Raw genomic sequence first — 13,003 nt, 5'->3', positions numbered from 1 at the left:
CCTTAAAGGCACCCTCCTTCAAAAGAAACAGATAAAATTAATGTAACTAAATTTATTAAATTTCATCTTAATAAAAAGAGCATACAATGAATTTAATAGGCAATATCATCTGGATCATTTTTGGAGGTTTTTTCATTTTTCTTGAATATATTTTCGGTGGTCTGATCCTCTGCCTCACCATTGTTGGTATTCCCTTTGGACTCCAATGTTTTAAATTTGCATTTGTTGGCCTTGCACCTTTTGGCGTCCGAATTACCGATACTTCTTCCAACACCGGCTGCCTTTCTACCATCATGAACATCATTTGGCTGCTCTTTGGAGGATTTTGGATTGCGCTTACCCATTTATTTTTCGGCATCCTCCTGTGCCTTACCATCATAGGCATCCCCTTTGGCAGACAACACTTTAAGCTCATGAACCTAGCCTTCTCCCCATTTGGAAAATCAATAAGCTAGAGCTTCTTTTGATTTCTTTATAAATAGCTTTAAACTTATCTGTGAAAACAGAGTCCTATCAGGACACCAAGTTCCTATGTCATGGAGAAAAAGGAAAACTTCTTTAAAGTCAAGCACCTCTACAACAGGGCAGGATTCGGAATTGCGTATCCTGAGCTGGAACACCTCAGCAGAAAAAACCTGCATAAATCCATCAAAGAACTCTTCTCCAATGCTCAAAAAATCACCGATCTGAGTACCGTTGATGCTTCCCAAACCCGGCAACAGTTGCTCATACAAGCTGGCCTGAACGGAAAAAAAGACTTTAGTCCGGAAGAAAAAGAACAACGGCAGGAAATTATCCGGAAGATAAGCCAGAAAGGAAGAGACCTCAATATTGAGTGGATCCAAAGGATGATCAGTACGGACACCCCTTTACTGGAGAAGATGACCTTGTTCTGGCATGGCCATTTTGCTTGCCGTTCAGGCAATCCTTTATTTTCACAACAACTGAATAACATTCAAAGGAAATATGCCTTAGGGAGCTTTAAAACCTTACTGATCGAGGTTTCCAAATCTCCTGCAATGTTGCAGTACCTCAATAACCAGCAAAACAGGAAAAACCACCCCAATGAGAATTTCGCACGGGAACTTATGGAACTGTTTACCATTGGCCGGGGCAATTATACCGAACAGGACATCCGAGAGTCTGCCAGGGCATTTACCGGCTGGACTTATAATAAAGATGGCGATTTTGAATTCAAACCCTATATACATGATACAGGTAGCAAAATCTTTTTTGGAAAAACCGGAAATTTCGATGGAGAGGCCATTATTGATATCATCCTGGAAAAACCAGCAACCGCTACATTCATCTGCCGCAAACTTTACACTTTCTTTGTAAGCGATACACCTAATGAAGCACATATCCAAGAACTGTCTTCCTGCTTTTATGACCAGCAATATGACATCGCCGCAGTCATGAAAAAAATGTTTGAAGCAGAATGGTTCTATAGCCCCGAGAATACCGGCAATAAGATCAAATCACCTGCAGAGCTCCTTGTCGGACTAAGCAGGGAATTTTTCGTCACCTATAATAAACCTCAAGTTTTGATACAACTGCAAAGCAGCCTTGGTCAATATCTCTTCAATCCACCCAATGTAGCTGGCTGGCCGGGTGGCAGAAGCTGGATAGACAGCTCTTCGCTGATGCTGAGAATGAAAATCCCATCACTGGTCTTAAACGATGGATTAATTGATTTCAATGCGAAAGCCGATCCGGAAGAAGAGGCACTTCTAGCCATCAATAGAAAACCCAAAATCCAGAAAAAATCATACATCAATGCCGAAGCCAACTGGGAAAAATTCCTGAACACCCTACCTAAAAACTGTAGTACGGCAGATCTGGCGGCATTCCTGTTACAGCCATTACCTGGCAGTAAGATCAAAAGCCTGACAACCAACAGCTCTGATTTAAAAAAAACAGCCATAGAAATTACCAGTACACCAGAATACCAGCTTTGCTAATCATTTGAGGAGAAAACACGATGAAAAGAAGAGATTTTTTAAAGAATTCCATGCTCACTGCCGCAGGAACCCTTGTTGTTCCAGCTTTCATAAAACCATTTGAAGCCCTTGCCCTAGATGAATTAACCTTATATAAAAACCTGGTGGTGGTACAGCTTTCAGGCGGAAACGATGGCCTGAACACGGTTATTCCCTTTGGAAATGACATCTATTACCAAAAAAGAAAAAACATTGCCATAAAGCCCCAGGAATTGATCAAGCTGGATGACATGCAAGGCCTTAACCCAAATCTTTCTGCGCTTAAGGAAATCTACGACCAGGGTTGGATGAGCATTATCAATGACGTAGGCTACCCTAACCCGGATCGTTCCCATTTCAGGTCGATGGACATCTGGCAAACCGCAAGTGACGCAAACCAGTTCCTCTCCACCGGCTGGATTGGACGTTACCTGGATTCCAATTGCCAGAGCTGCAAATTCCCCTATACAGCCATTGAAGTCGACGACAGCCTCTCGCTCGCCATGAAGGGAAAAACAAAGAAAGGAATTGCACTTAAGGATCCTGCGGCCTTATTCAGAAATACCAATGAGCCTTTTTTCAAAGAGATGATGAACAACGATAAAGAGCACCTGGATGAAGACAATTTGGGCTACCTCTACAAAACCATGATTGAAACCTCCTCATCCGCCAATTATATCCAAAACACTTCTAAAATCTACCAGGACAACTTTGTTTATCCTTCAACGGGATTTGCCAGCCAATTGAAAACCGTCGCTAAATTTATCTCTTCGGGCCTTAAAACCCGGGTCTATTATGTTTCCTTAAGCGGATTTGATACCCATGTAGACCAAACCCCACAACAGGGCAGACTTCTTAAACAATACGCTGAGGGCATTAATGCATTTCTAAAAGACCTGAAACAGAACAACAAACTAGACGACACCCTGGTATTGACCTTTTCAGAATTTGGCAGAAGAGTAGAGCAAAATGCCAGTAACGGAACAGATCATGGCACAGCAAACAACATGTTCCTCTTTGGCGGAAAGCTAAAAAAACAAGGCATCTATAATGCCGCGCCTAATTTACAAGATCTGGAGGCAGGTGATTTAAAATACCAGGTAGATTTCAGGCAGGTCTATGGAACCATCCTTGACAAATGGCTTGATGTAAATAACGCACAAATCTTAAATCAGCGGTTTAACACCCTCAACTTTATCTAGACTGATCAGTCCGCATTTTCTGGAATGTAAAATAGCCTCATTGCTCTGGTTGAACAGGCAGGTTTTAATTCCCCGAAGCTCGGCCTTCTCTAGCAGGCTTCTTGCGGAACTGAAGTTTTCAGGGCTCACATTCCGGATATAGATTGCCTCAACATGATCCGGATAACGGGCAGCGATACTCGCATAAATTTCAGGATCCTGTTGCGAGTTGTCGCCAAAAAAAACAAATTTCTGATTGGGAAAAGCATCCAGAATTCTCATCACCCGAAGTAATTTTCCTTCATGCCCCGTCTTTCCCGTGCGAAACAGATTGCGCCAGCGTTTGATCTGATTCAGCAAAAAAGCACCCTCGGGTAATTGATTAAAACGAAAGGTCTCCACCAGATAATCATACAGATTCCATTCGCTGCTGGATACATAAAAAAAAGGGTTGGGTTGGTCCGGACTTGTATTCGAAAAAGCCAAAAGCTCATAATGTAAGCGGGCATCCTTAAAAGTCTTTCTTGTATGTGGGTTTTTGATCAAAAGCTCCCTTAGCCTTTTGCCTATTGTAGCCGAATGAGAAACCATAATGGTATCATCAATATCTGAGATAAAAGCATATTGAGTAATGTGAGGCACATAGATCTCCCCCCAACTATCTGCAATAACAGCGCCGTCCTTTGCTAAAGCCTCCACTTTCACTCGGTGCCAGCCAGCAGCAATATTTTTCGTGGCACTCCATTCGAATTTAAAAAAGCCATCGTATTCCGTTGTCTGATCTATCACATCTCCATTAAAATGAAGCCGTACCCTGGTAAAAGGAAAGGGTTTTAGAACGAAAAGCCTCAACAGGTGAAGGATATTAACCAGCAAACTATTGCTGAATACCTGCTTGTTACTTGCTCTATATTTAAACACATGGCCATACACCACCAAATTATGGGTATGCCCATAACCATGATAAATTTTTACGCTAACAGAATTCTTCATTATAAATCAAACAGAGCGGCGGCGGTGTTGTTTGTTCTAGACAGCAAATTAAACAAACAGCCTTGAAACACAGATTACTTTTCATCGTCAATCCCGGGTCTGGAAACCACAATATGGATCTCCACGCTATGATCACGAATTTCTTTGCCGATAAAAATCATGAAATAGAAATTTTTGAACTCCAAAAGAACTGCGATTCCAGGCAAATTAAACAAGCGATAAAAAAAGCCGCTCCAACCCGCGTAATTGCCGTAGGCGGAGACGGCACTCTAAAACTGGTGGCAGAATGCCTGCTCAATTCCGGCATCCCTATAGGCATAGTTCCTGCCGGATCTGCCAACGGCATGGCCCGGGAACTGGGCATTCCCACTGACATTAACCAGGCCCTCGATCGTTGTATCCAGGGAACTCCCCAAAGCATCCATGTCGTCAACATCAACGGAGAGCTCTGCATCCATCTATCTGACATCGGATTTAATGCTTATGTCATTAAAAAATTCGATGACCTCCCTCAAAGAGGCATGTGGGCTTATGCAAGAGCATCCTGGCATGCACTATGGAAACATCATAAAATGAATGTGAAATTGAAAATGGGCGACCAGGATATCCAATCGGAGGCCGCCATGGTGGTTATTGCCAACGCAACCATGTATGGCACCGGGGTAAAGATTAATCCTGAGGGAAAACTGGATGACGACCTTTTTGAAGTGATCCTCATTAAGCAATATTCAATAGCTGAAATTCTGAAGATCCGATTCACCTCCCTTCCTTTCAATCCAGAAAAAATCGAAACCTTTCACACCAAGAAACTAAATATCCAAACCAAACATTTGGTGCATTTCCAGGTAGACGGAGAATATATAGGGAAGGTAAAACAGATCAATGCAGAACTGCTACCCGCAGCCATTCAAATTATTATATAGGCCTGCTTTCTATCTGCAATACTTCTGCAGCTGCTCATCTGCAAGGTCAAATCCCATGTGTTTTACAAACAAGAAGTCCTCACAGGCGCCCTCCTTATCTTTTTGTTTAAGTTTGGCCAGACCATCTTTAATTCTCTGTTCCATATAGGCCTTATCATAACCCAGTTCCTTTCTCAGAGCAAGAATTTTAGGTTCATCAGCTGCGTTATAAACGCCTTTTTCCTTATTGATATAAAAATTCAACACCGCATTGGCCAATGCATCACTTGATTTATAGGCATTAATGGCTTGCTGGATCTCTGCTTTACTTTTATTACCACAGTCATATCCATCCAGTTTAAAATTAACAGGCACAACCAATACATGAGTCGTATCATAACCCACAGGCACCTTCCACTGACCACTGCTCATCCGAATCAGACGAAGGGCTTCATCATCCAGATCCGTACCTATTCCAGATTTCACAAAAGCATTAAAAACCCGGCCCTGCTGGTCCAGTTTGAAATTGATCGTTACCCGGCCCTCAATACAATTGGCTTGTGAATACGGAGGATAAACAGTATTTGCACGCACAAAAGTTTCCAACCCACCTTTAAACTCCGGCTGTTGTGCGGCACAGGAAAAACCCATCAGCAGAAAAAAGGAAATGAAAATTTTTGTCATATCCTAATTTACGTAAATTAAACCAGCTGAAGAATTTAAACCAAAAAGTTTACGTTAAACTGAATGACCCAGGCTGTGTCTCAGAATCAGATTTGGATCAGGACTATTGGCCAAATAGGTTGAGCGTTCCGAAAATTTGCAAACTCCAGGATAATCTCCCTTTAGGCCACGCATACTAAACATCAATTGAAAATGCAGGTGTGGCGGCCAGTAACCATTCTCTTCCGGAATGCCGAAAGATGCAAAAGCGGCTCCGGCAGCGATGACCTGCCCCTCATGCAATTCTTTTAAAGACGCAAGGCTCAGGTGTCCATAAAGGCCATACAACACCAGCCCTTCAAAATCATATTTTAAAATGATCGTTGCACCGTAATCACCAAAATGGTCATTAAACTTAAAACTATGCACTACAGCTTCATGGAAATTATACACCAGCGTTCCGGCAGGCCCCCAAATATCTACGCCAAGATGCAGGCGGCGAGGCTCTTCGGCCGTATCAAAATGGGCACTTCGGGCATATATGGTTCGGTGTTCCCCATACCCTCCAATTCCATACCGACATAGGTTTTCCCGCAACTTATGCTCTACCCAGACCGAAAATTTTACGGTATCTTTCAACACATCCTCCGTCAGTTCAAGGTTGTTTTTTGTAAAGTCAAAAGGAAATAGGGCATCCTTTTCAGGGTCAAAATCCACAACCTGAGCTATAGAAATATCCTTTCTTCTAAAATAAGCATCAAAGCGTTCCGAAGGTGTCATTCCTGGTAAAATAAAAGGAGGCTTTTACCCCTCCTGATCTGTATCTTTTCTGTCTTTAGAAATCTTATCAAAGATCTTATCCATATGCTCCACATACTCATTTGTATCGTCTACAAAAAAAGTAAGCGTAGGAACAATACGCGCCTGGTGCCTAATCCTCGAACCCAGTTTATAACGGATCTCCCCTGAATGTGAATTTACCGTTGCAACGGATAATGCAGTGTTATTCGTATTTAAAAAACTAAGATAAACTTTCGCGACGGCAAGATCTGGTGATACCCGGACTTTGGTAATGGTAACCAGTGTATTGGGTAAATATGCCGCCCCTTCACGTTGAAAAATCGCTGCCAGTTCTTCCTGTAATACCCCTGCAAATTTCTGTTGTCTTTTACTTTCCATAATCTAATCCTCCACTTAAATATTAATATAACAACTTATCATAAGGATAACGCTGCGTATGCAAGGCCACCACTTTATCGTACAATAACTGCTTGAACTCTTCTAAATTTTCTTTGTGCAGTGCGGAGATAAATAAAGCTGGGGCATTATGATGTGCCATCCAACTCTTTTTAAACTCAGCCAAAGTAAATGGCACATGATCTTCACCTTCTTCAACCGGTTCAGGGCTCACGTAGGCGTCTATCTTATTGAAAACCATAATCGTTTCCTTATCTCTAGCTCCAAGATCCTTCAATGTTTCATTCACTACACCGATCTGATCTTCAAAACTGGAATGCGACACATCCACCACATGGATCAATATATCCGCTTCCCTGACCTCATCGAGTGTAGACTTAAAACATTCTACCAAATGGTGCGGTAGCTTACGAATAAAACCAACGGTATCTGAAAGCAGGAAAGGTAAATTGTCAATAACCACTTTTCTAACCGTTGTATCCAGTGTCGCAAACAATTTGTTCTCCGCGAACACCTCCGATTTAGACAGCATATTCATAATCGTAGACTTACCTACGTTGGTATAGCCCACCAATGCCACCCGAATCAATTGCGCACGGTTTTTCCGCTGTGTTTCATTCTGCTTATCGATAAGCTTCAACCGGCTTTTCAACAGGGAAATCTTCTCCAGAATCATCCTCCTGTCACTTTCGATCTGCGTTTCACCAGGACCACGCATCCCGATACCCCCTTTTTGGCGCTCCAGGTGGGTCCATAACCGGGTTAATCTTGGCAGCAAATACTGAAGCTGCGCCAATTCCACCTGTGTCTTGGCCTGAGCTGTTTGTGCCCTTCCAGCAAAAATATCCAGGATCAGATTACTTCGGTCCAGGATCTTCACCTGCAGTTCCCGCTCAATATTTCTAAGTTGAGATGGCGAAAGTTCATCGTCGAACACCACCATATCTATCTCTTCAGACTTCACATAAGCCTGTATTTCTTCCAGTTTACCGGTACCAACAAATGTAGCACGTTCCGGGCGGAGCATTTTCTGTGTAAAAACATGCTCTACCTTTCCTCCTGCCGTATCTACCAGAAAAGCCAGCTCATCCAAATATTCTTTGGTCTCTTCCGGGGTTTCCCCGGGCCTGATCACACCAACAAGTACAGCGCGTTCCTGTTTAAGTGCGGTATCATAAAATTTTTGTTTTCCCATGTATCCCTGCAAAGATACAAAAGTTATACCGAGATTAAATCTCTGGCAAACTGGCGCATTGCAGCGCCCGGATCTTCGGTTTTCATAAAGTTCTCCCCGATCAAAAAGCCATTAAATCCCGCAACCTTCAAACGCTTTATCGTATCAGTGTGGCTGATGGCACTTTCAGAAATCTTCATAAAATCATCCGGAATCTGATGTACCAGATCAAAAGAAGTCTGGATATTTACTGAAAAATCGGCCAGATTTCTGTTATTTACACCAATCGCGTCCAAATCGGCACAAATACTCCGTTCCAATTCCTCCTGGTTATGCACCTCTAAAAGCACATTTAAACCAAGCCCTTTTGCCGTAGCTGCCAATGCCACAATCTCTTTTGGTGTCAGAATTGCAGCAATCAATAAAATAACATCTGCTCCCCAAGCTTTTGCTTCCAAAACCTGGTACTCATCTATCATGAAATCTTTTCTTAGTAATGGAACCTGATTAACAGCCCTGGCCTTCAGGAGATCCGAAGGATCGCCACCAAAGAAATCAATATCCGTCAGGACAGAAATTGCAGAAGCGCCAGCAGCAGCATATGCTGTTGTCACTTCCTCTACCGTTACCCTATCGTTAATAATACCCTTGGAGGGTGAACGGCGTTTGAATTCAGCGATAATACCTGTCCGCTGGTCATTTGTTAAAAAATCTTTAAACCGATAAGGCTGACGCTCAAAGTGCGGTGCTGCTTCCAGTTGTTGTACACTTACTTTTTGTTTAGCCAGCTGTATCTCTTCGCGCTTACGTAAAACTATTTTATCCAGGATGTTCATGATTCCAACCAGTTTTGCATCATTTGTTTACCATATTCTGTTAATACACTCTCCGGGTGAAATTGCACCCCCCTAACATCAAACTCATTGTGTCTGAGCGCCATGATCTGTCCGTCTTTATCCGTAGCTGTTACTGTAAAAATAGAAGGAAGACCTGCGGTATCGACTACCCATGAGTGATATCTGCCCACATTAATAATTTCAGGGCAATCTTTAAAGGTCAGCTCCTCCAGGTCCAAAACGTTGATTGGAGTTGCAATACCATGCATGGGCCGGCCTAAATTCAATAAATTACCTCCAAAAGCTTCTGCAATAGCCTGCTGTCCGAGGCATACACCAAAAATACTTTTCTTTCCTGCATAGGTTTTAATCACATCCAAAAGCAGACCTGCTTCCTCAGGAACACCCGGTCCGGGAGACAACAGGATCTTATCGTAACGGTCCACATCCTCCAGCTCAAATTTATCATTTCTCCAAACCTCCACTTCGTATCCAATTTCATTCACCAGATGTACCAGGTTGTAGGTAAAAGAGTCATAGTTATCTATAACCAATACTTTCTTCTTCATATATTTTTCTTAAATCTCCACTGCCATTTGTACCGCTTTCCGAAGAGCAGCAATTTTATTATTTACTTCGTTCAGTTCGTTCTCCGCCACAGAATCTGCCACAATACCTGCACCCGCCCTGTAATGCAGCTCATTGTTTTTACTCATAAAGGTCCGGATCATGATGGCATGATTAAATTCTTCATTAAAACCCATATAGCCAATGGCCCCCGCATAAAAATTACGCCCTAATCCTTCGTACTGATCAATCAGCTGCATCGCTTTATATTTTGGAGCACCGCTTAAAGTGCCTGCCGGATAAGTATCTGCCACGACCTTAATTGCTGAAGTGCCCTTTTGCAAATTCCCACTCACCTTCGACACCAAATGGATCAAGTGAGAATAATACTGAACCTCTTTAAAAGATTTCACCTGCACCTGATTACAATGCCTGCTCAGGTCATTCCTGGCCAAATCTACCAGCATCACGTGTTCTGCACTTTCTTTAGGATCCTGTTCCAGTTTTCTGGCAATTTCAGCATCCTCCTCGTCATTTCCGGTACGTTTAAACGTGCCCGCAATCGGAAAGATATTTGCCGTGTTGTTCTTAATCGTAATTTGTGCCTCCGGCGAAGAACCAAAAAGCTTGAAGTCTCCATAGTCAAAATAGAACAGATATGGCGAAGGGTTAATGGAGCGCAAGCAGCGGTATACATTAAACTCATCACCAGAAAAACCCTGCTTAAATGCCCTTGAAGGAACAATTTGAAAGACATCACCCCTTAAGATATGCTTCTTCATCTTTTCCACGATATCCATGAATCCCTGGTCTGTCAAATTGGAGCTTTCTTCGCCTTCTATCTTAAAATTATATTCCGGGAAATTTTTATTCTGGATCAGGTATTCAATCTTTTCCAGATCTACATTCTCTTCCCCATTGAAACTGTTATTGAACAATGTGATCTCATTGCGAAAGTGATCAACAGCGATGATGTACCGGTATACATGATATTGCATAACAGGGATGGTCTCCTGCTCAGGGGCACTGGCAGTCAGGGAAATATCCTCAAAATGCTGCACAGCATTCCAAGTAAAATAGCCAAAAAGCCCGGAGGAAATATAACGGCCATCAGTGTCTGACTGATGATCAAATTTAGACTTAAACGCATCTATCTCTTCAATAAGGCTAAAATCGGTTTTCTCTTCTCTGCTCCCGTCCGGGTAATAAACAGACAGTACCTCATCTTTCAGCACAATGCCAGCTACAGGATCTGCACAGACATAACTTACAGAATTTTCCCTGCTATGATAGTCAGAGCTTTCCAGTAAGATCGTATTGGGGAATACATCTCTTAACCGAAGGTAGATACTCACTGGAGTTGTGGTATCTGCGAGCCTCTTTTTGAAAGAAGTGTGGATCGTAATGTTGCCTTTCATAAATTATTTATAACATCATTTTTAAAAATCAAAAAAGTCCAAACACAAAAAAACCCGACGTTGTGTAACGTCGGGTTAGAAATGTGGTTGGTTTAGGTTGATAAACTATAAGGTACACAAAGCTGCGACGAAACTCTTTTCGGAATTACCACGCCACTGCCATGTATGTATATTGTTGATCATGAGCAACAAAAATATAAATAAAACTTAGAAGTCAAAATAAAATTGTAAAATTTACGATACTCCAAAGAATGAACGGGACACATCAGCCTTTGTCATCGCATAGATTGCGGCAACAATGATCACCAGGGCCAGCGTAAAATAAATCGCAATGGTTTTATGTTTAGCCGCTGGATTATCAAAACGCTTAGAGCGGGCATTACCCACTGTAATTAAAATTACAGCAAAGATCATCATACTAATGTGCTCCATTTTCCAGTACCTGGCCATGGCTACCGAACTGTCCGCTTTGTACCAGTTGTTCATGAAATAAAGAACCAAGCCCATAAGCAACTGTATATGTGAGCTGATCAGCGTAAAAACATTCAGCTTTCTATTGCCTTCTGTATACGCTTTTTTCCCCAACCAGCCTGAAAAGGCATTAACAATAGCAACGATAAGGAGAATTAACACTACATAGCGCCATCCTGAGTGCGCGCTTTTTAAGATTTCACTTAAACCCATAACTTTTTTCTTTCAAATCTAACCAATTCCTTCTTACGGCAAAAATTTACGCTTTAATTTACATTAAGTACACTCTCTACTCCCTGCTTTTCTCTACTCCCTGCTTTTCTCTACTCCCTGCTTTTCTCTACTCCCTGCTTTTCTCTACTCCCTGCTTTTCTCTACTCCCTGCTTCCCCACGCTCAACGCCCTGCCCGGCCTCCCTCCTCTGCAATTTGCTAAGGAAAATTCTCGTACACTGCGGAAAGACCTCAGAGATCTGCGGGCTCCTTCAGCCCGCCTGATATCGTCAGTCTTGAAGCAGCTGTACAGAATTTTCCAAAAATTCCCCTCTACTTATCCAAACCGCTCTCTGTTTTTCCTTTCAAACGCTTCGCGTCCTTAAGGCTCTTATGAAGCATCCATTCAATCTGGCCATTAACACTACGAAATTCATCAGCAGCCCATTTCTCAATAGCCTTCATTGTCTCTGCGTCAATTCTCAATGCAAATGATTTCTTTTCGGCCATCTTTACTGATTTAAAGTTCCGGTATTGATCACCGGTTTAGTTTCACTATCCCCACAAAGCACCACCATTAAATTACTCACCATGGCAGCTTTCTTATCCTCATCAAATTCTATAATATGTTTTTCCGAAAGCAGTTTTAAAGCACTCTCTACCATCCCAACAGCACCTTCAACAATTTTATGTCTCGCTGCAACGACAGCCGAAGCCTGCTGCCTTCTCAACATGGAATGCGCAATCTCAGGCGCATATGCCAAATAACCGATCCTGGATTCAATAACCTCTATACCGGCAATCTCCAAACGCTCTGCCAACTCATTTTCCAAAGCACGGTTCACATCGTCAAAATTCGTACTTAAGGTTACAGTAGCCGTTTCATCTTCAAAATGATCATAAGGAAAAGAACCAGCCAGCTTACGCACCGCTGAGTCTGATTGTATTTTAATAAAGGCGCTGTAATTATCTACCTCAAAGGCCACTTTAAACGTATCCCTAACCCGCCAAACCAAAATTACACTAATCAGGATGGGATTCCCCATTTTATCGTTCACCTTAATTTTCTCACTTTCAAAGTTCCTGGCCCGCAAGGAATAGGTAAACCGGGTAAACAATGGATTGATCCAAAACAAGCCATTTTGCTTTACACTTCCCCGGTATTTTCCAAACAACAACAATACCTTAGAACTGTTCGGGCTTACAATGATCAGGCCCTTGGCAATTAAAATAATAACTAAAGCCGAAGCGATAATCAATCCAACGGATTGTGTTACTATACCAAAGGCAAGCAGACCCGCGGCAAGAATCAGAATGACTATAGCAACGTAGCCATTAAAAGGATTTACAGTACTTTCTGTTTTCATATTATCTAGTATTTAAATGATATTAAATTGATATCATAAACAT

The 13,003-nt window shown here is 42.2% G+C and carries 15 protein-coding genes; 4 read left to right on the top strand and 11 right to left on the bottom strand.

Features of this window, described 5'->3' with window-relative positions:
- Window positions 1-86: 86 nt before the first annotated feature.
- The 3 genes from DBR11_RS04885 (at window position 87) to DBR11_RS04875 (ending at window position 3,181) form a co-directional block, all read left to right on the top strand.
- Entirely contained in the window at window positions 87-455 is a 369-nt protein-coding gene (locus DBR11_RS04885) for a YccF domain-containing protein (RefSeq protein WP_108550489.1), read from the top strand.
- 81 nt (window positions 456-536) lie between these two features.
- Window positions 537-1,961 carry a DUF1800 family protein gene (locus tag DBR11_RS04880; RefSeq protein ID WP_108550488.1) on the top strand — a complete coding sequence of 475 codons (1,425 nt, stop codon included), beginning with the start codon at window positions 537-539 and terminating at the stop codon, window positions 1,959-1,961.
- 20 nt (window positions 1,962-1,981) lie between these two features.
- Window positions 1,982-3,181 carry a DUF1501 domain-containing protein gene (locus tag DBR11_RS04875; RefSeq protein WP_108550487.1) on the top strand — a complete coding sequence of 400 codons (1,200 nt, stop codon included), beginning with the start codon at window positions 1,982-1,984 and terminating at the stop codon, window positions 3,179-3,181.
- Here DBR11_RS04875 and DBR11_RS04870 read toward each other — a convergent pair.
- On the bottom strand, window positions 3,146-4,153 hold the full coding sequence (locus tag DBR11_RS04870; RefSeq protein ID WP_108550486.1) for an App1 family protein: 1,008 nt from the start codon (window positions 4,151-4,153) through the stop codon (window positions 3,146-3,148). The two genes, DBR11_RS04875 and DBR11_RS04870, sit on opposite strands and share 36 nt — an antisense overlap.
- Before the next feature lie 62 nt (window positions 4,154-4,215).
- Between DBR11_RS04870 and DBR11_RS04865 the strand changes: the two genes are divergently transcribed.
- Window positions 4,216-5,076 carry a diacylglycerol kinase family protein gene (locus DBR11_RS04865; protein WP_233260648.1) on the top strand — a complete coding sequence of 287 codons (861 nt, stop codon included), beginning with the start codon at window positions 4,216-4,218 and terminating at the stop codon, window positions 5,074-5,076.
- 9 nt (window positions 5,077-5,085) lie between these two features.
- Here the strand turns inward: DBR11_RS04865 and DBR11_RS04860 are convergent, their stop codons facing one another.
- The 10 genes from DBR11_RS04860 to DBR11_RS04815 all read right to left on the bottom strand — a co-directional run bounded on the left by DBR11_RS04860 (window position 5,086) and on the right by DBR11_RS04815 (window position 12,960).
- The gene (locus tag DBR11_RS04860) at window positions 5,086-5,739 is read right to left on the bottom strand and encodes an energy transducer TonB (RefSeq protein ID WP_108550484.1); all 654 of its coding nucleotides are present in this window, start codon (window positions 5,737-5,739) and stop codon (window positions 5,086-5,088) included.
- Between the two features lie 54 nt (window positions 5,740-5,793).
- Window positions 5,794-6,498 carry a peptidoglycan DD-metalloendopeptidase family protein gene (locus tag DBR11_RS04855; RefSeq protein WP_108550483.1) on the bottom strand — a complete coding sequence of 235 codons (705 nt, stop codon included), beginning with the start codon at window positions 6,496-6,498 and terminating at the stop codon, window positions 5,794-5,796.
- 24 nt (window positions 6,499-6,522) lie between these two features.
- Window positions 6,523-6,897, bottom strand: a complete 375-nt coding sequence (gene rbfA / locus DBR11_RS04850) for a 30S ribosome-binding factor RbfA (protein WP_108550482.1) — start codon at window positions 6,895-6,897, stop codon at window positions 6,523-6,525.
- 22 nt (window positions 6,898-6,919) lie between these two features.
- On the bottom strand, window positions 6,920-8,110 hold the full coding sequence (hflX, locus tag DBR11_RS04845; protein ID WP_108550481.1) for a GTPase HflX: 1,191 nt from the start codon (window positions 8,108-8,110) through the stop codon (window positions 6,920-6,922).
- Window positions 8,111-8,133: 23 nt separating this feature from the next.
- Window positions 8,134-8,925, bottom strand: coding sequence for an indole-3-glycerol phosphate synthase TrpC (gene trpC / locus DBR11_RS04840; RefSeq protein ID WP_108550480.1), 792 nt, complete (start codon window positions 8,923-8,925; stop codon window positions 8,134-8,136).
- Window positions 8,922-9,494: an aminodeoxychorismate/anthranilate synthase component II gene (locus tag DBR11_RS04835; protein WP_108550479.1), complete on the bottom strand. Its 573-nt coding sequence runs from the start codon at window positions 9,492-9,494 to the stop codon at window positions 8,922-8,924. The genes trpC and DBR11_RS04835 overlap by 4 nt, the downstream gene beginning before the upstream one ends.
- A gap of 9 nt (window positions 9,495-9,503) precedes the next feature.
- Complete coding sequence (locus tag DBR11_RS04830; RefSeq protein WP_108550478.1) at window positions 9,504-10,910, bottom strand: anthranilate synthase component I family protein; 1,407 nt, start codon at window positions 10,908-10,910, stop codon at window positions 9,504-9,506.
- Window positions 10,911-11,144: 234 nt separating this feature from the next.
- A complete protein-coding gene (locus DBR11_RS04825) occupies window positions 11,145-11,594 on the bottom strand; it encodes a cytochrome B (protein ID WP_108550477.1) in 450 nt (149 codons plus the stop codon).
- A gap of 332 nt (window positions 11,595-11,926) precedes the next feature.
- A complete protein-coding gene (locus DBR11_RS04820; RefSeq protein WP_108550476.1) occupies window positions 11,927-12,103 on the bottom strand; it encodes an Arc family DNA binding domain-containing protein in 177 nt (58 codons plus the stop codon).
- Window positions 12,104-12,105: 2 nt separating this feature from the next.
- Entirely contained in the window at window positions 12,106-12,960 is an 855-nt protein-coding gene (locus DBR11_RS04815; RefSeq protein ID WP_108550475.1) for an SPFH domain-containing protein, read from the bottom strand.
- Window positions 12,961-13,003 lie beyond the last annotated feature (43 nt).

Origin of the sequence: Pedobacter sp. HMWF019 (genome assembly GCF_003061025.1) — a bacterium.
Taxonomy (GTDB): domain Bacteria; phylum Bacteroidota; class Bacteroidia; order Sphingobacteriales; family Sphingobacteriaceae; genus Pedobacter.
Note: the sequence above shows the minus strand (reverse complement) of the source record. Positions and strands in the feature narration are given on the sequence as shown.

Bases quoted from the DNA above. Each gene is read 5' to 3' on its own strand.
- DBR11_RS04885 (WP_108550489.1), top strand. From the start codon at position 87: ATGAATTTAATAGGCAATATCATCTGGATCATTTTTGGAGGTTTTTTC.
- DBR11_RS04880 (WP_108550488.1), top strand. From the start codon at position 537: ATGGAGAAAAAGGAAAACTTCTTTAAAGTCAAGCACCTCTACAACAGG.
- DBR11_RS04875 (WP_108550487.1), top strand. From the start codon at position 1,982: ATGAAAAGAAGAGATTTTTTAAAGAATTCCATGCTCACTGCCGCAGGA.
- DBR11_RS04870 (WP_108550486.1), bottom strand. From the start codon at position 4,153: ATGAAGAATTCTGTTAGCGTAAAAATTTATCATGGTTATGGGCATACC.
- DBR11_RS04860 (WP_108550484.1), bottom strand. From the start codon at position 5,739: ATGACAAAAATTTTCATTTCCTTTTTTCTGCTGATGGGTTTTTCCTGT.
- DBR11_RS04855 (WP_108550483.1), bottom strand. From the start codon at position 6,498: ATGACACCTTCGGAACGCTTTGATGCTTATTTTAGAAGAAAGGATATT.
- rbfA (WP_108550482.1), bottom strand. From the start codon at position 6,897: ATGGAAAGTAAAAGACAACAGAAATTTGCAGGGGTATTACAGGAAGAA.
- hflX (WP_108550481.1), bottom strand. From the start codon at position 8,110: ATGGGAAAACAAAAATTTTATGATACCGCACTTAAACAGGAACGCGCT.
- trpC (WP_108550480.1), bottom strand. From the start codon at position 8,925: ATGAACATCCTGGATAAAATAGTTTTACGTAAGCGCGAAGAGATACAG.
- DBR11_RS04835 (WP_108550479.1), bottom strand. From the start codon at position 9,494: ATGAAGAAGAAAGTATTGGTTATAGATAACTATGACTCTTTTACCTAC.
- DBR11_RS04830 (WP_108550478.1), bottom strand. From the start codon at position 10,910: ATGAAAGGCAACATTACGATCCACACTTCTTTCAAAAAGAGGCTCGCA.
- DBR11_RS04825 (WP_108550477.1), bottom strand. From the start codon at position 11,594: ATGGGTTTAAGTGAAATCTTAAAAAGCGCGCACTCAGGATGGCGCTAT.
- DBR11_RS04820 (WP_108550476.1), bottom strand. From the start codon at position 12,103: ATGGCCGAAAAGAAATCATTTGCATTGAGAATTGACGCAGAGACAATG.
- DBR11_RS04815 (WP_108550475.1), bottom strand. From the start codon at position 12,960: ATGAAAACAGAAAGTACTGTAAATCCTTTTAATGGCTACGTTGCTATA.